Source organism: Thermoleptolyngbya sp. PKUAC-SCTB121, from assembly GCF_016919485.1.
Lineage (GTDB): Bacteria > Cyanobacteriota > Cyanobacteriia > Elainellales > Elainellaceae > Thermoleptolyngbya > Thermoleptolyngbya sichuanensis.
In genome coordinates, this window is the sequence record NZ_CP070366.1 from 4,768,793 (window position 1) to 4,785,365 (window position 16,573).

Genomic DNA, 16,573 nt, shown 5'->3' on the forward strand with positions numbered 1-16,573 from the left:
TCAAAATTGACTAGAAAATGCAGACCTCTGCATAGCCGCTGCGTTGGTCGCCGGGTCCAACGAACACCGGCAGACCACGATTCGGCAGGAATTAGCCACCCATGAATGCCTGGGCAAGACCAATGTAAAGCGGTATGCCAAGGGCGATCGCCACTGGTGTTCCAACGGCTGTAGACGCGCCGATGTAGGCAGAAGGGTTGGCTGAGGGGATACCGGCTCGCAGGGTGGGCGGTCCCGAAATGTCCGAACTGGAGCAGGCAATGACGGCCAGGATCACAACACCGCCGAGGCTAAACCCTGTTACAAAGTGAGCAATCATGCCAAGACCAAAGGCGATCAGCCCATGCACCAGTGGAGCTATTACAGCATAGACAGCGTACCACTGAGCCACCTTACGCAGTTCGCCAAGCCGGGACCAGGCCTCCATTCCCATAACCAGCATCAGAATAGAAAGCAGACCCCGAAAGAGAGGCTCGTAGAAACTTTCAAAGACGCTGTCTGGACGGGTTAGGATGCCCAAAGCGATACCGAGCAACAGCGCCGAGAGCGCCGAACCTTGAAGACTTTCCTTCACGATGGGCCAAATTCTAACTCGCTTGCCTGGGGTAGTGTCCGGATCTTTCGGATACCCGGCTGCGGTAATGCCCGACCCACCAGGATACCTGCTTGCAGGGCCGCTGATTTCGTCGGTATACCCACCGACAGCCACGGACTGCTTGCTAACGTACTCCTCATTGAAATAATACTTATCGCGCTTCCGCTTGCTGAGATAGATGCTGGCTACAACGATTGCCGTCACGAGCGCGGGGATATCCATAAAAGGATAGAGAGCCCCTGCCCAAGCTTCGTACTCAATGCCTTGCTCTTCTAGCAGCGTCAGGGCGGCGGCGAGGGTCGAACCACTCACAGCACCGAATAAGCCTGCAGTAGCAACAGCATCTACAACTTTAACATTTGGCATTCTGGCGAGCGTGTAGCGCCCGATAAATACGATAAGAATGCCCATGACCGCAGCGAACAGTGCAGGTAGCAGCATCTCCGACAGATTGGCATTGCGGATTGCGATGCCGCCGCTCAGACCCACTTTCATGAGCAGCATGAAGACAATGAATTTATAAATTGCATCTGGAATTTGCAGTTGGCTACCGAGGGAAGCAATAACCATGCCGCCAATCAGAAAACCGAGTGTCGGGGACTGCAACTGTCCCATAAAACGCATTAAGAAACCGGATAAGAAATCCACGGGTACCTCCTTCCGTCTCCTCTGGCGAGGAGCGATGATGTATGACAGGTGAGCCTTTATTTAACAGAGTCGAAGAGCTTAAGAGTGAAGCGCTTCACCCCTACTAGCGAAGGCGTTACGCAAGAACCTGCTGATAAGGTGTTGAGAGAGGGGGCGCTCTCTGAAAGATCTGAAAGGCGATCGCGGTTCCGAATAACCTTTCATAGACTTAGATCTATTAAGACTCAAATCTTCATGGACTCAAGTCTATCCTGAGATGAATAAATTTTTGCACCCCTGCGACGTAGATTTGAACTACGATGTCAAATCCATGCGATAAGTTTTCCTTTTGCTTGCTGCTTTCTGATATAGATCTAGTTAATGTGAATCGAGATCATAGATTTTTCCTAATAGTTCTAGGATTTACGAACTTGCGATTAAACTTTCTGGGTCTTGGACGATTTCTCGCGGGCACAGCCCGCGAGAAATTGTCTAACTGCGTAAGTCCTAAGTTCATGGAGTTCCCAAAGTTGTTTGGCTCATCTCGACCGAGACAGCAACTGGGCGCGAAAGCTTGCGCTGTCTGGGGCTGACTCGTGGCGATCGCCCTCCGGAATACCCCAGGAATAAGCGTTGTTTATGAAACGTTTCCGCTAATCTGAGGCAATCCTTCTCAACAAAGTGAGTCTCGCACCATAAACTCAGTGATATGGTACAAGACTAAATCATAGATTTATTCCTTGGATTTTTGCAGCAGGACGTTTTAGGAGGCGACCAAACATGACTCAGAAAGCCAGCAAACTCGTCATTGTTACAGAAAAATTGTTGTTGAAACAAATCACCCAGATCATCGATGAAGCCGGGGCTGCTGGCTATACGGTGATGCCTGCTGGCGGGAAAGGCAGTCGCAACGTGCGCTCGTCAGGGCAGCCGACCGTTAGCGATGTTTACTCGAATATCAAGATCGAAGTACTCACTGCCAGTCGGGATATGGCTCTCAACATCGCAGATACCATTGCAACGAAGTTTTTTGACGATTATTCAGGCATTGCTTATCTCTGTGATGCGGAGGTATTGCACGCGCACAAGTTCTAGTACCGGATCTAGGGACGGCCTCAGTTCTCGCATGGCGAGGGCAGTCAGGGCGATCGCTCTTTCTGGGTCATTCCAGGGGCGATCGCCTCTCCGTAGCAAGCTTGTAAATAGCAGGCTTATTGAAGTCGCAAGCCTACAGGCTTTGGTGAAAATTCTGACGGGTATTGCTCAGAGCATCAATTTGCAGTGCGTCGATTTGCCGCCATTCGGCATTGGTGATGGGCTGTGCAGCGAAGCAAATGCCAAAGCACTGTTCTGCTGCGGTTGCCAGAGTGGTGATGATAGTGGCGAGGTCAGGCGGATCACCGATGGCCGATTGGATCACCCCATCCGTTGCTGGTGCTGTGCCAAAGACCTGATAAGACAGATCGGAGTCGGGGCAAAGGCGCATAGAGCCATGTTGCAAAATGCACTCGCCGCGCCGCAGTTGGGCGCTGCCGATGAGTTTGTGGCCGCTGTCGGTGACTAGATCCGCGCGAGTCGCTGTGCCAAAGCAGTTGGGGTTGTGGATATAGCCGCGGCCGGCTGTGCCGTAGTGGAGCGATACGCCGAGCGATCGCCAGCCTTCGATTAAAAACGTGCAGATCTTCTCATAAGCGGCGTTGCGGCTGGGCCCCAGCCCCGACGTGATGACGGCATAGGTTAGGTCGCCCTGATGCAGCACCGCACGGCCGCCGCTAGGACGACGCACCAGATCGATGGGCTGATTCTGGTAAGTGAGCGATCGCCAGTGTTCAGGAATCTGACGCTGATGATAGCCAAGGGAAAGGGCGACTGGTTCCCAGGTATAAAACCGCAGCGTCGGCGGATGCAAACCCTGGGCGTGTTGCTCGAATAGCCAGCGATCGACGGCCATTTGCGTCGCGCCATCTGCGGTCATCGGCGGAATAAGCCGCCAGACAGAACGAGAATCGTCATCGTTTGCGTTCATGGCGGGGGAACCGCCCAGGTTCAAGCGCCAAACTCGGCCTGAAGGATCTCGTCGTAGCTGTCGGCGACAGAAGCGACCATTGTAATGTTGCGCGACACCTCACCGGGGGACAATTCCGCAACCGTGCGCTGCGCCGCGACGATCACCTTGCCATCCATGATGGCGAAGTGAGACTCGAAGGTACTCGTCCAGTTCAGTTCCAGCAGCTTTCGCATGAGTTCTAGCTCGTTTTTGGCGGGCAAACTCAGCACTGGCGACCAAACGATCAGCATGTCGTCATCCGTTTCGCCCGTTAGCTGCACAAACACTTCCACACTGCCATATTTGAACTTCCACAGATTGCCCTGGTCAGATCGGCTGACCATCGCGCTCTGGTCTTCTTGCAGGCTGGAAATCACAGTTTCAACGACATCCAGATGGCTGGTTGCTTCGATAATTTCTTCTGTCAAAGCTTGGCTGGATTCAGGTTCCATAGGAAGCAGGTCGCTCAGTGAGTGGACAAATGGTTGGGGGATTGGGGATAACCGTAGACGAACACAAATAGCCGAAGAAAATTGCAGAACCAGGAAATACCTTCGGGTGTAACCTAGGTTACAGCCTGATTTGCAAGGCTACTCACAACTTTAGCCGCTCAGGGTGCAATCCTGCATGTTTCTACCAAGTTTCTTTCTAAAGCGGCTAAAGCGGGCGATCGCCCCAGGACTTCATGACGCACTGCCTCGCCCAACGCGCTAGATTAGGCACAACGCCACCTCCCGTCCTCACTCGCTGTACTGCCGATGACCCGCCTGAACGTCCCCCAAAATTCCACATCCCAACGTCCAGACTCTTCTTCAGACTTTTCTTCAGACTCTTCTTCAGAGAATGCCAGATCGTTGGTTGCAGCGCTCAAGGAATGGGCGATCGCCCTCGAAGCCCTGCTCAGCGGCGACACTATTCTGCTGTTGCGAAAAGGCGGCATCCGGGAAACAGGCGGTCGGTTCAGCGTGGCACAGTCCCGCGTGCTGCTCTACCCCACCTACGAACACCAGCAGCCACACCTGCTCAAGCCGCCCTACGCCGACCGAGTGCAGCCCGTCCCCTCCGGCTGGCATCCCAACACCGTAACCCTCTGCGCCTGGGCCGACATCACCCACATCTTTCAAATCACCACCGCAGAAACCGTTGAGGCGCTGCTGCCGTTTCACATTTGGACAAACGCCCTAGCTACAGAACGGCTGAAATGGAAGCCTCAGCAGCCGCTCTACGTCCTGCTGCTGCGCGTGCATCGGTTCCCAGAATCTCTCACGTTGCCTTATCAAGAGTCCTACGGCGGCTGCAAATCCTGGATTGATGTGGAACTTCCTGCGGGGTATGTGGACAATCCCTTTGCAGATGCGCCCGTCCTGACGCAGGAGCAATACGACAGCCGTGTTAAGGAGATTGAGCGGGTGGTTTTGGGTCAGTAGAGAAGGCTCCGGATGCCAAGCCAGTAAGCCTTGGGGGGAGCTTCCCCCCAAACCCCCGCTTGGGGGACGAAGCGCGTCCCCCAAACCCCCTCCGACCTCGGTTTTGGCGATGCAGTCGAGATACTGTCCGTGCCAGATTTGACTGGATTTGTAGTGACACAAACCTGAAAGATTCTCCTCACCCTCCAATTACCCTCCCATTCACCAATTCAGACCAGTTTCCCCATCCAAGCCGCCCAATTCTTACAGAATGCTGCACAGTCCCCACACGCCCCAAGCCCCAGCGATACACTATGGAGTTGGCTACATGGGGTTGGCTACTGCAATAGATTGGGCTGGCGCAGCCGTTCTGTGCCGCGAAACACACCCTGGCGGGTCATTCTTGCCTAGTCTGAACCTTGTGAAACCCCGCTAGAGGCATAACTAAGAGATTACTAACATGCTGCATCGCATCTTCACCGCAGTTTTGATTGGGCTGCTCGGACTCATCCCGTTGTGGACCGCGCCCCAACCTGCCCAAGCCGCAGGCTGCACCCTTACGGCAATCGTCTGGGAAGGCTATACCGATTCTTCCTTTGCCGATATTTTTGAACAAGAAACAGGCTGCACCATCAAAGCCACCTACGCCGGGTCGAGCGACGAGATGTTCGCCAAGTTCCGCGCAGGCGGCGGCAAAAACTATGACCTCGTTTCTGCGTCGGGCGACATCACCGAGCGGCTCTACAAGGCAGGCCTGGTGCGCCCCATCGACACCAGCAAGCTGCAAAATTACAGTGCCGTATTCGAGTCATTTCAGGACGGCAAGTGGAACACCTTCGGCGGCAAGCCCTACGGCGTAACCTTTGCCTGGGGGCCCAACGTGCTGGTTTACAACACTAAGCAAGTAAAACCCGCGCCGAAGTCCTGGGATATCTTATTTGACGATAAATATTCTGGCAAAATTGCCCTGCCCGACAACCCCATGACCATTGCCGACGTGGCGCTGTGGCTGGGCAAATCTGACCCCTATGATCTCACCGACGCAGATCTTGCCGAAGTGAAAGCCAAGCTATTGGAACTGCGTCCACACATCCGCAAATTCTGGACGACAGCAGGCGAACTGGCCAACCTGTTTCAGTCGGGCGAAATCGTAATGGCTCACGCCTGGCCGCTGACCTATACCCAACTCAGCAACGAGGGCTATCCCATCGGCTCCGTCAGTCCCCAGGGCAAGCTGACAGGCTGGACAGATTCCTGGATGATTTCCAAAAATTCCAAGAACCCCGAAGCAGCCTATCAGTGGATTGACTTTATCCTCAGTGGCGACGGGCAAAAGGGCGTGATGGACGTGACGGGCTACTCTGGCGCAACGACGCTGGGCGCGGAGGCCGTGGGCCCCGAAAAGGCGCACGAGCTATTCATGGATGATCTGTCGCTGCATTCGCAGATCAACATGTGGCAGAGCGTAAAGAACTACGACCAGTGGGTTCAGCTTTGGAACGAGATTCGCAGCTAAACTGCATTTCTCGGTCAAACGAAATTGCTGTAAGTCTTGCAAATGCCGACTGGCAATCCAAAATCGCCAATCCAGAATCGTAAAAATCCAGAATCGTAAATGGGTAGCAGCTACGGCTCTTGGTACGTCCACATCAGACCGCCATCGACCAGGAACGTAGAACCCGTAATGTAGTCTGCTTCGGCAGAACAGAGAAACGAAACCAAAGACGCAACCTCCTCCGGATTGCCCATGCGCTGGAGGGGGATTTTTTTTGAGGAATTCTTTGGATTCGTCTGAGTCGTCTTGCAGGCTGGTGTTTTTGTCGGGGGCGATCGCCCCCGGTGCGACATTGTTAATCGTAATCCCCAGCGGCGCAAGTTCCGTTGCCAGCGTGCAGGTCATCATCTTCATGCCGCCCTTGCTGGCGCAATAGGACGCAAAATCGGGAAACGACAGTTCCTCATGCACCGAGCTAATGTTGATAATCTTGCCGGGGTGTTTGGCTGCCATGCAGTGATGACAAAAGCCTGCGCCGAAAAGAAAGCACCCTTCAAGTTCACATCCATCACCTGGTCGTAATCTTCCTCAGTGACTTCCCAAAATGATGCTTTCTTCTGGATGCCTGCATTGTTGACCAGAATATCCAGGCGACCAAAGTGAGCGACGGACTCTGCCACCATCCGGCGCACCTGCTCCACGTCGCTCACGTCAGCCTGCACGATTTTCCCTTCGACCGAGCAGCCATATTGAAAACATCGGCCGCCTGCTGCCTCAACCTTGCCCAGCGTTTCGGCTGCGCCCTCTGGATCGGCGCGATGGTCAATCACCACACTAGCGCCATCAGCCGCCAGACGAAGGGCGATCGCCTGTCCGATGCCTGTGGTGCTGCCCGTCACCAGCGCAACCTTTCCGTCCAATTTCATGGCTGCCTCCCAAGGAGATTATTAAGAAATACTTGTGATTGATGGAGTTTTTGTTGCCTCACAGCAAGATCTTGTTACGCAATGCCTCCCCCTGACCATCCTCGAAAGAGGCATTCTGGTGAGTTTTTTCTACTTCTGTAGACAGACTGTAGACAGAACCTTGAGTTAAACGCAGGGGTATTGCAGGACAGACTAGACCCACGAACTACTGATTCACTGTTACTGACTCACTGTTACTGATTCACTGTTGATGAACTATTGCTGAGCAGTCGAGAAGGAGCGCAACCGAATCTGCCATAATATCTTGAGCTTCAATCCATGACAGTCCAGGGTCAACCGCAAGAACCGTTCATTCCACAGCACGCTGATCATGCAGATCGTCCAAGTCGTCGATCCGCTCACTCAAGCAGATTCATGCAATCCCGCGCTCGGTGGCAACGAGACCAGCAGGTGATTGAGGCGCTGTCGTCTCTGCTGGACTATGTTGGAGATCTGAACCGCTATTTGGAACGAATCGCGTCTAGCGTTTGTCACTTGCTCCGAATGGATGTAACTGTGATTACGCTCTGCGAAGGAAATGGCTTTGATCGCGTCATTGCAAGCTCTGATGGCGAAGAAGATCACACGCTCTATACGCTCCACGGAACAGTAACGGGAACGGTGGTGGACACTGGGCGATCGCTTGTGGTAGAAGACACGCGCCTTAATCCCGAAGCAGGCGAAATTCCCGACGGCTATCTCTGCTATCTCGGCGTTCCTCTCCGCACCCCCCACGGCGACATCCTTGGCACGGTTTGTTCCTTTAGCTATTCGCCGCGCAGGTTTGCAGAAGAAGAAGTGCGGACGGTGGAACTGTTTGCTGAGCGGGCAGCGATGGCGATCGCCCACTATCGCCTCTATCAGGAGCAGCAGCGGTTTAACGAACTGCTGGAGGCAGAGGTGTTCAAGCGCACCCAAGAACTCCGCGCCGCCCAGGCAAAGCTCATCGAGCAAGAGCGGCTAGCCGCCATCGGTGAATTTGCCGCTATGATCGTCCACGAAATTCGCAACCCACTAACCACAGTAAAAATGGGTTTAAAGGCCTTTGGACGACTGGCTCTGGCAGGGCCAGACCAACTGCGGCTGACGCTGGCCAGCGAAGAAGCGAATCGTTTGGAAGACTTGCTAAACGAGATTCTCCAGTTTTCCAAGCCGCAGCGGGCCATGCAGACAGAGTCCGTAAACCTGGCGGCGCTGCTGCAAGACGTGGTGACGCAGGTGCAGGAAACGCCGATTGGGCAGGGACGCATCATCGAACTGGCGATCGCCCCAAACCTGCCGCCCGTGGTGGGCGATCGCAACAAGCTCAAGCAAGTCTGCCTGAATCTGCTGCGAAACGCCTGTGAAGCCGTGATGGAGGGCGATCGCATTCGCTGCACCCTGTTGCCCGATGCCGACACACCCCAGTCGCCCCAGAGACTCTGCCTATCCATCCACAACGGCGGCCCGCCAATTCCCCCCGAAGACCTGCCCAAGCTGACGCGCCCCTTCTACTCCACCAAAGCAGGTGGCACCGGCCTCGGCCTCGCCCTCGTCAAACGCATCATCGATGCCCACGGCGGCAGCCTGTCCATTCAATCCACCGCCACAGAGGGCACCACAGTCACCCTTCACCTGCTAATCTAAGCCTTACGTTTTTCCCTCTTCGTTCTTCATTTTTCGTTCTTCGTTCTTCATTTTTCGTTCTTCCCTCTTCCCCCTTCCCTTTTCCCTCCTTCCTTTTTCGTTCTTCATTTTTCGTTCTTCCCTCTTCCCATGTCCACGCCCCCCATCCAGTGGTATCCCGGTCATATTGCAAAAGCCGAGCGATCGCTTCTGGAACAGCTTAAAAAAGTCGATGTTGTGCTGGAGGTGCGGGATGCGCGAATTCCAATAGCGACGCGCCATCCGCAGATAGGGCAGTGGTTGGGCAACAAAGAGCGGGTGCTGGTGCTGAACCGCATGGACATGATCCCCGCTGGGGTGCAGCAGGACTGGCGTACTTGGTTTCAGAAGCAAGATGACACGGCGTATTTTACCGACGCGAACCACGGCAAGGGCGTGGAGGCAGTGTCTAGGGCGGCGCAGGCTTTGGGCGCAAAAATGAACCAGCGACGGCGTGATCGCGGCATGTTGCCTCGGCCGGTGCGGGCGGTGGTCATCGGCTTTCCCAACGTGGGCAAGTCGGCGTTGATCAACCGACTGCTGAAGCGGCGCGTAGTAGAGAGTGCCCGTCGTCCCGGCGTAACGCGCCAGCTTCGGTGGATTCGCATTTCCGACGAGCTGGAACTGCTGGACGCGCCGGGAATTTTGCCCTCCAAGCTAACGAACCAGCAAGCCGCGCTAAAGCTCGCCATCTGCGACGACATTGGCGAAGCTGCTTACGACAACCAGCGAGTCGCCGCCGCCTTTGTGGACTTATGGAAAGAATTGTCCGAAGCCGCGCCCACTCTTATCGGCAGCGGTCTGGAAACTCGCTATGAGCTGTCGCCGTCTGGAGTCACAGGCGAAACCTACCTGGCGCAACTGGCCGAGCATCGCTATCAGAATGACGTAGAGCGAGCCGCGCGACAATTGCTGAATGATTTTCGCAAGGGGCTGCTGGGAGCCGTGCCGCTGGAGTTGCCGCCAGCAGCGATCGCAGCGGAGGGACAGGGCAATCCTGACGAAAGGGCTGAAGAAAGGGCTGAAGAAAAGAGCGGAGAACACTCTGGAGCACAGTAGCCCCCAGAGATCCTTGTAAGGAAATATAAAGCGAGTTTACTTTTTCCTAAAAATCTGAATCGGTAAAGACACAAACTGAGCGTTTTGCAGCGCAGTCGGGCGATCGCTCTTATTACAAAACATGAACTTAGTTTGAAAACATTGCGTTATCCCATGCAGAGTATAAAAACTCGCGATATATATCGTAAATGTGGAACCCTGCAAGGCAGTCTTAACTGAAAGACTCATAAGGCCTCAAGTGTAGTGTAAGGACTTATATAGGACTCAAGCGCGATCGCCCCTTTGCCGCTTCAGGAATTTTTCAAAGACTGCTGTGACAAGTGCCCTGCAAGTGCCCTGAAAGTGCCCTGAAACTGCCCTGAAAGTGCCCTGAAACTGCCCTGAAACTGCCCTGAAACTGCCCCGAAAAAATTACTTTGAAAGATTGCCCCGACTGTCCACAGGTTTCTTGATGATCCCCGGATTGTGACCAGATTTTAATCACCAGGTTTTAATCAGATGATTTGAGCAATCATCTGATCGACTAAATCTGATAAATCTGATGATCGACTAAATCTGATCTGATAAATCTGATCGACTTAATCAGTTCGTTCGATGCCTGATTTTTGAGCTTTTGCAGACTGGATAATTGGCTAAATGACTGACCAAATTGTTAGCTAGAAGCCGATCCCCAGCCTCACCCCCAAATCAATGTGCGATCGCCCAGCATTGCAGCCCCTTTGCAATATCCCTGAGCAAACCGCGATGTATTTGGGTTCTGTAGATTTTGGACACGTTGCATGACTTTTTCTCGCCACGATTCTCGCTCCGAATGGTCTGCTTTGGCGTTTCAGACCGATAGTTTACGACTCAATGACCTAGCCGATCCCGCGCTCAATCAGCAGTTGCACACCGACCCACCTGCCTGCGATACCCAGGGAGAGCGTTCGGCAACAGGGATTTACGTTACCGTCCACGGGCATTTCTACCAGCCGCCCCGCGAAAATCCCTACCTGAACGCTATCGAGCGGCAGCCCAGCGCCTCCCCTTATCACGACTGGAATGAGCGCATCCACTACGAGTGCTATCGCCCTAACGCCTTTGCCCGCGTCCTAAGCGACCAGGGCGACCTGCTGGGGATCGTCAACAACTACGAGTACCTCAGCTTCAACATTGGCCCGACGCTGATGAGCTGGCTGGAACATGCCGATCCTGAAGTCTACCAGCGCATTCTAGACGCAGACCGCAAAAGCTGCGATCGCCTGGGAGGCCACGGAAATGCGATCGCCCAGGTCTATAACCACATCATCCTGCCCCTGGCCAACGACCGCGACAAGCGCACCCAGATTCGCTGGGGCAAGGCAGACTTCAAAGCCAGATTTGGGCGCGATCCCGAAGGCATGTGGCTGGCAGAAACAGCAGTAGACTACTCGACGCTGCGAATCCTGGCAGGAGAGGGCATTCGCTTCATTATCCTGGCTCCGTCGCAGGCCCAGCGCTGCCGTCCCCTGCCCACGCCCGACGAGCGCGATCCCCACTGGATTGAAGTCGGCGGCAGCCAGATCGACCCCGTGCGCCCCTATCGCTGCTTTTTGAATTCGCCCCATTTCCAGCGCGACGGCACCCTGGGGCAAGATGGGCTGGGTGAAACTGGAGCCGCCCCGAACCGAGCTGCTACGCCCTACATCGACATTTTCTTTTACGATGGCCCCATTTCTCGCGACATGGGCTTCAGCGACGTGCTGAGCAGTTCCGAGCATTTTGTGGGACGCATCGGGCAGGCGGTGCGCGGGGATCATCGTCCTGCTCAGTTGATCTCGGTGGCCACCGACGGCGAAACCTTTGGCCACCACAAAGGCGGCACGGAAAAGGCGCTGGCCTACGCCTTTACCCACGAGTTTCCGCAGCGAGGCTGGCTGGTGACAAATTTTGCCCACTACCTCAGCCTGCACCCGCCCACTTGGGAAGTGGAACTGAAGCCCGTGACGGCGTGGAGTTGTTCCCACGGAGTCGATCGCTGGCAAGACGACTGCGGCTGTGGTGGGGGCGGCGAGTGGCATCAGAAATGGCGGCGGCCGCTGCGGGATGCGCTGGACTGGCTGCGGGATCAGCTAATTGCAATTTACGAACAGTCCGGTGGTTCGTTTTTCCGCGATCCTTGGGCGGCGCGGGATGGCTATGTCGCTGTGTTGGGCGAGCGTTCTGATACCGTTCTCGATGCGTTTTTCGCAGCTTACCAAAGCCACGATCTGACACCGACCGAACGGGTCAAAGCGCTGAAGCTGCTGGAAATGCAGCGCCACGCCCTGCTAATGTACACCAGTTGTGGCTGGTTTTTTGAAGAGGTGTCGCGGCCGGAGGGGACGCAGATTTTGCGCTACGCTGCCCGCGCCCTGGAACTGGCAGAAGACCTTGCCGCAGTTCGCCTGGAACCAGAGTTTGTCCGTCGTCTGGCGGCGATCCCCAGCAATGTGGAACAGTTTGGCAACGGCGCGGAACTCTATCGCCAACTGGTTGCGCCTGCCCGCATCACGCCAGAGCAGGTGGCCGCGCACTATGCCATCAGTTCCCTTTTCCACAGCTATTCCCAGGAGCAGCGTCTCTATTGCTATAGCGTCCAGCGGTTAGACTATCAGCTTCGCCGCATGGGATCGCTGACGCTAGCCTTGGGGCAGGTGCAGTTGACCTCCGAGATCACCCGCGAGGTGGTGAATCTGGAGTTTGCGGTGCTACATCTGGGCGGCTGGGATTTTCACTGCTGCATTCGGCCCGCCAGCGGTCGTCGCGCCTATTTGCAATTGCGGGATGAGTTGTTTGAGGCGCTGTCCCTGGCCAGTGCGGCGCAGGTGATTTTGGCGATGACGCGCACCTTTGGTGACTCGCAAAGCGATCTCTGCGGGAATCGCTCCTTTAGCCTGCAAGATCTGTTTGCTGAGGAGCGTCATCGGCTGATGCACCTGCTCAGTCAGGAAACCCTGACCCGCCTGGATCAGCTGTATACCCAGGTCTATCGGGACAACTACGGCGTGCTGCGGGCGTTTCATCGGGATGCGCTGGAGCCGCCCCGTGAACTGCAAGTGGCCGCCGAAATTGCGATCGCCCATCGGCTGACCCACTCCCTGCAAGCTCTAGAGCGCGAAACCTCTGATTTGCCCCCCACCAATCCCGAATTGTGCGACAGCTATTTGTCGGAACTAGAGGCGATCGCCGCCGAAGCCAACCAACTCCACTGCCATCTGACTGTGACCCCAGCCAAGCAAATCCTGGAGCGGCTGATCCTGCGGCTGCTGTGGCAAGCTCTCAACGAATCGGAACTGGACACCCTGGAGCCAACGCTGGTCTGGATTGAGCAACTGCTGGCCATCGGCGAACAGCTTCATCTGGGACTGGCGCTGGATCGAGTGCAGGAGTTGTACTGGCGATCGCTCCACCGCTACCTCCTGCCCCGCTGGTCTGTCGCACAGCAACACTCTGATGCATCTGCCAAAGCTGAACTGGCGCTGCTTCAACCGCTGCTGTCGCTGGGCAAGGCACTGCGTATTGAAGTTCCGCTGGGGACGTTGGCATAACGCTCCCCAGGCTTCCTTGCTAAACTGTGAGAAACGCCGACTGCTGCGCCCTGAGAGGACCACCTAATGCTATTGACCAGCCTGCCCGATACGCTGCTTACCCCTGCGAAACTGCCCCATCTCAGCTATGCCGCGCCGCGCAATCGCTTTGATGAGTCGTGGGATGCGCCGCTGTCTACGCTGCTGGGGCTGGGTCGGGCGGCCGGAGCCGATTTTGTCGAGTTCTTCCTGGAACGGGTTAACTATATTAACTGCCTGGCCGAAGACGATACCATCACCAGCATTTCGCCCAGCTTGACCACGGGCGCGGGTGTGCGCGTGTTTCGCGGCAAGGCCGACTGCTACGTTAGCACCAATGATCTGACCTTTAGCGGGCTAAAGCTGGCGCTAGAAAAGGCGTTGTCCATCATGGGGCTAGAACTGCCCAGCGGCAATGCGTTCATCCCGGAAGTGGTGCTAGAGCCGCTGCGGGACTATGGTACGCGCAAGGGCAAGGAAGCCTGGCTGGAGCAGTGTAGCTCGATTCGCGAGATGGGCGAAATTTTGCTGGCAGCGAGCGATCGCCTCGGCAAAAAAGCCAGCCATGTCCAGTCGCGCCGCGCCTCCTACTTCCGCGACTGGCAGGAAGTGCTGGTGGCCGCTAGCGACGGCACCTTTGCGCGAGATATTCGCCTGACGCAATCCACCGGGTTTAGCCTGCTCTGCGCCGATGGCGACCACCGTGCCTCCATCGGGCAGCGCATCGGCAGCACCAGCCAGCCCGATTTTCTCCGCACCTGGGATATGGACAGCACCGCCGAAGAAGTGGCGGAGTCTGCCGGAAAAATGCTCTACGCCGATTATGTCGAGTCTGGCACGTACCCGGTGGTGATGGCGAATCACTTTGGCGGCGTGATCTTCCACGAAGCCTGCGGCCACCTGCTAGAGACGACGCAGATCGAGCGCAAGACTACGCCCTTTATCGACAAAAAAGGGGAGAAGATTGCCCATGAAGCGCTGACCGCCTGGGACGAAGGGCGATCGCCCAACGCCTTTGGCACGATTGACATGGACGATGAGGGGATGCCTGCTCAGCGCACATTGCTGATCGAAAACGGCATTCTGAAAAACTTCCTGAGCGATCGCGCTGGGTTTATGCGAACCGGCCACCCGCGCACGGGCAGCGGCCGCCGCCAAAACTACACCTACGCCGCCGCCAGCCGAATGCGGAATACCTACATCGCGCCGGGGCCGTACTCTCTCGACGACCTCTTCGCTTCCATCGACAAAGGGATTTACTGTAAAAAAATGGGCGGCGGCAGCGTTGGTGCAACGGGTCAGTTTAACTTTGCGGTAGACGAAGCCTATCTGATTGAAAACGGCAAAATCACCAAGCCCCTCAAGGGCGCAACTCTGATTGGTGAAGCGGTAGAAATCATGCAGCGCATCTCCATGTGTTCCCAAGATTTGGGGCTGGCGGCGGGCTTCTGCGGCTCCATCAGCGGCGGCATCTACGTCACCGTCGGACAGCCTCACCTAAAGGTCGATGCGATTACGGTCGGAGGACGGTAGCTCAAAGTAGCTTAAATACTCAAAGTAGCTCAAATAAGAGTGCGGGTGCGGGCTGGTGATGGGATGAGGCGATCAGGAGAGTAACTTGAGAGCCACTTGAGAGTAACTTAGAGTAATTTAATTGGATCGCGACTAAGCCTACCCGATCCGACTCATCCCCTTACCACTTCATCCGTACTTTTCTAAGTAGATAGACCAGATTAAAAAACAGATCCTGAACCCTGCGCCGCCCGCGCAGCGGGCGACGCAGGGTCTTTGGGTTTTATATTTATTAATGTCTACCTACTTATCTCTCCATCACTCGCCCCATCAACTGTTGCAATCGTGCGACCAACGGCAACGCCGGAAATTGCTCAGCCCGAATCTGGGGTAACTTATCGCGGATGTCGCGGATATTCCAACCCGTGAGTCGGGCCAGGGTTTGGGCTTCTTGCTCGAAGCGCTGCCGGAGCGATCGCCGATATTGCCGCCCTGCCTCACACGCCATCTCGCCCGTATAGGGATGCCGTAGGATATAGCGCCCCTGAAATAGGCTGCGGTTGTTGGTCTGCTGAAAAATCAGGTCTTCCGGAAACTTATCGCGGGTATAGCGCACATGCAGCCGCGTGATGAATACGTTATTGGGCATCTCCGGGCGCGTCCAAAACACCCCCGCCTGCCGCAGTTCCTCTGGCGACAGCGGCTCCGCCGAGCAGGGGTCGCAGCTTCCCATATCCCAGGCATATTCCAAAAACGCCACATTGCGCCCCTCGCGAGTGTAGCTGGTCTGGAACATGGCTTTGTAAAAGTCGCTAAACTCGTCCTTCACGTATACCGGAATTTCTGCATCCGACGGCACCTTCACCGTGCGATAGTTGCTGACTTCTGCCTGCCCTTCCGGCGACAAAATGTAGACCAGCAAATCCTGAGAACTTTCTGCGTTGACCATGCCCAACCGCAGCGGCAGCATAAATCGGGGCGATTCGTAGGTCATTTGCAGGGGTCGCAACGCCTGATAGCCCGAATTTTCGTATTCCTCCAGATTCACCTTTGCTACAAAGAACTTCATCCGCTGGCGAATGTAGGGACGCAGCAGGTCTCGCGCACCCTGGGGAATGCGGTAGCCATTTTGCACCAACCAGGTTTCCAATCCATCAGACTCGCGGGCGCTGAGAATCAAAATATCGTACTCGCCGACGGTGAACCGTTCTTCTATCGTCACCCCTAGCGCCTGATTGCTGCGTCCAGCCCGACCAGGAGCGGCACTTTCCATCGCCGGCGCGGCCATTGGGCGGTTCCAGAAGATGGGCGGAGCGCACGGATCAGGGTCAAAGTATTCCACCAATCTCGGTGCGCTAAACGAATCGAGCCGCTCGATGATCCGTGAATCGGCTATTTGCACCTGTTCGCGCTGCAAGATCACGGGAACTGGAACAACCATTGCAAAGTTTTTGACATCACCCTGGTAGTCATTGGCCATCGTGAGAACCGTGCGATTTCCACTGCGGGCGATCGCCACCTGAGAAGCCTGGTTATACAGCTTCGCATCGGCTTTTGCCACATAAAACCCGCAAAATGCCAGTGCTTTGGATGAAACTGTGAACGTGAGCAAGAATGCTATGAGGGCGATCGCCCACACTCGAAAAGACCGCAAAGA

The 16,573-nt window shown here is 55.6% G+C and carries 11 protein-coding genes and 1 pseudogene; 7 read left to right on the top strand and 5 right to left on the bottom strand.

Annotation, left to right across the window (positions count from 1 at the left end; all coding sequences use genetic code 11):
* Positions 1-91: 91 nt before the first annotated feature.
* Positions 92-1,243 (bottom strand): sodium-dependent bicarbonate transport family permease, encoded by a 1,152-nt coding sequence (locus JTM80_RS19460; protein ID WP_172355244.1) that lies wholly within the window; start codon positions 1,241-1,243, stop codon positions 92-94.
* Positions 1,244-2,002: 759 nt separating this feature from the next.
* Here JTM80_RS19460 and JTM80_RS19465 point away from each other — a divergent pair.
* Positions 2,003-2,317 (top strand): P-II family nitrogen regulator, encoded by a 315-nt coding sequence (locus JTM80_RS19465; protein ID WP_172355246.1) that lies wholly within the window; start codon positions 2,003-2,005, stop codon positions 2,315-2,317.
* A gap of 133 nt (positions 2,318-2,450) precedes the next feature.
* Here JTM80_RS19465 and JTM80_RS19470 read toward each other — a convergent pair whose 3' ends face one another.
* Both JTM80_RS19470 and JTM80_RS19475 read right to left on the bottom strand, forming a co-directional pair.
* A complete protein-coding gene (locus JTM80_RS19470; RefSeq protein ID WP_172355248.1) occupies positions 2,451-3,248 on the bottom strand; it encodes a biotin/lipoate A/B protein ligase family protein in 798 nt (265 codons plus the stop codon).
* A gap of 20 nt (positions 3,249-3,268) precedes the next feature.
* Positions 3,269-3,721 (bottom strand): YbjN domain-containing protein, encoded by a 453-nt coding sequence (locus JTM80_RS19475; protein ID WP_172355250.1) that lies wholly within the window; start codon positions 3,719-3,721, stop codon positions 3,269-3,271.
* Positions 3,722-4,123: 402 nt separating this feature from the next.
* On the opposite strand from JTM80_RS19475, the gene JTM80_RS19480 reads away from it, so the two are divergent.
* Both JTM80_RS19480 and JTM80_RS19485 read left to right on the top strand, forming a co-directional pair.
* Positions 4,124-4,696, top strand: a complete 573-nt coding sequence (locus tag JTM80_RS19480; RefSeq protein WP_225906687.1) for a DUF1802 family protein — start codon at positions 4,124-4,126, stop codon at positions 4,694-4,696.
* Between the two features lie 439 nt (positions 4,697-5,135).
* Positions 5,136-6,191, top strand: a complete 1,056-nt coding sequence (locus JTM80_RS19485; RefSeq protein WP_172355252.1) for an ABC transporter substrate-binding protein — start codon at positions 5,136-5,138, stop codon at positions 6,189-6,191.
* A 110-nt stretch (positions 6,192-6,301) separates the two neighbouring features.
* Here JTM80_RS19485 and JTM80_RS23540 read toward each other — a convergent pair.
* Positions 6,302-7,096: pseudogene (locus JTM80_RS23540) on the bottom strand (SDR family NAD(P)-dependent oxidoreductase).
* Between the two features lie 414 nt (positions 7,097-7,510).
* On the opposite strand from JTM80_RS23540, the gene JTM80_RS19495 reads away from it, so the two are divergent.
* From JTM80_RS19495 to JTM80_RS19510, 4 genes are all read left to right on the top strand, one after another.
* On the top strand, positions 7,511-8,761 hold the full coding sequence (locus JTM80_RS19495) for a GAF domain-containing sensor histidine kinase (RefSeq protein ID WP_172355254.1): 1,251 nt from the start codon (positions 7,511-7,513) through the stop codon (positions 8,759-8,761).
* A 129-nt stretch (positions 8,762-8,890) separates the two neighbouring features.
* Positions 8,891-9,838 carry a ribosome biogenesis GTPase YlqF gene (gene ylqF, locus JTM80_RS19500; RefSeq protein ID WP_205370128.1) on the top strand — a complete coding sequence of 316 codons (948 nt, stop codon included), beginning with the start codon at positions 8,891-8,893 and terminating at the stop codon, positions 9,836-9,838.
* A 779-nt stretch (positions 9,839-10,617) separates the two neighbouring features.
* Positions 10,618-13,386, top strand: a complete 2,769-nt coding sequence (locus JTM80_RS19505; RefSeq protein WP_205370129.1) for a DUF3536 domain-containing protein — start codon at positions 10,618-10,620, stop codon at positions 13,384-13,386.
* A gap of 66 nt (positions 13,387-13,452) precedes the next feature.
* Positions 13,453-14,937, top strand: a complete 1,485-nt coding sequence (locus JTM80_RS19510) for a TldD/PmbA family protein (RefSeq protein WP_205370130.1) — start codon at positions 13,453-13,455, stop codon at positions 14,935-14,937.
* 286 nt (positions 14,938-15,223) lie between these two features.
* On the opposite strand, the gene JTM80_RS19515 is transcribed toward JTM80_RS19510, so the two are convergent.
* Positions 15,224-16,570: a DUF2330 domain-containing protein gene (locus JTM80_RS19515; RefSeq protein ID WP_399366324.1), complete on the bottom strand. Its 1,347-nt coding sequence runs from the start codon at positions 16,568-16,570 to the stop codon at positions 15,224-15,226.
* Positions 16,571-16,573: the final 3 nt, after the last annotated feature.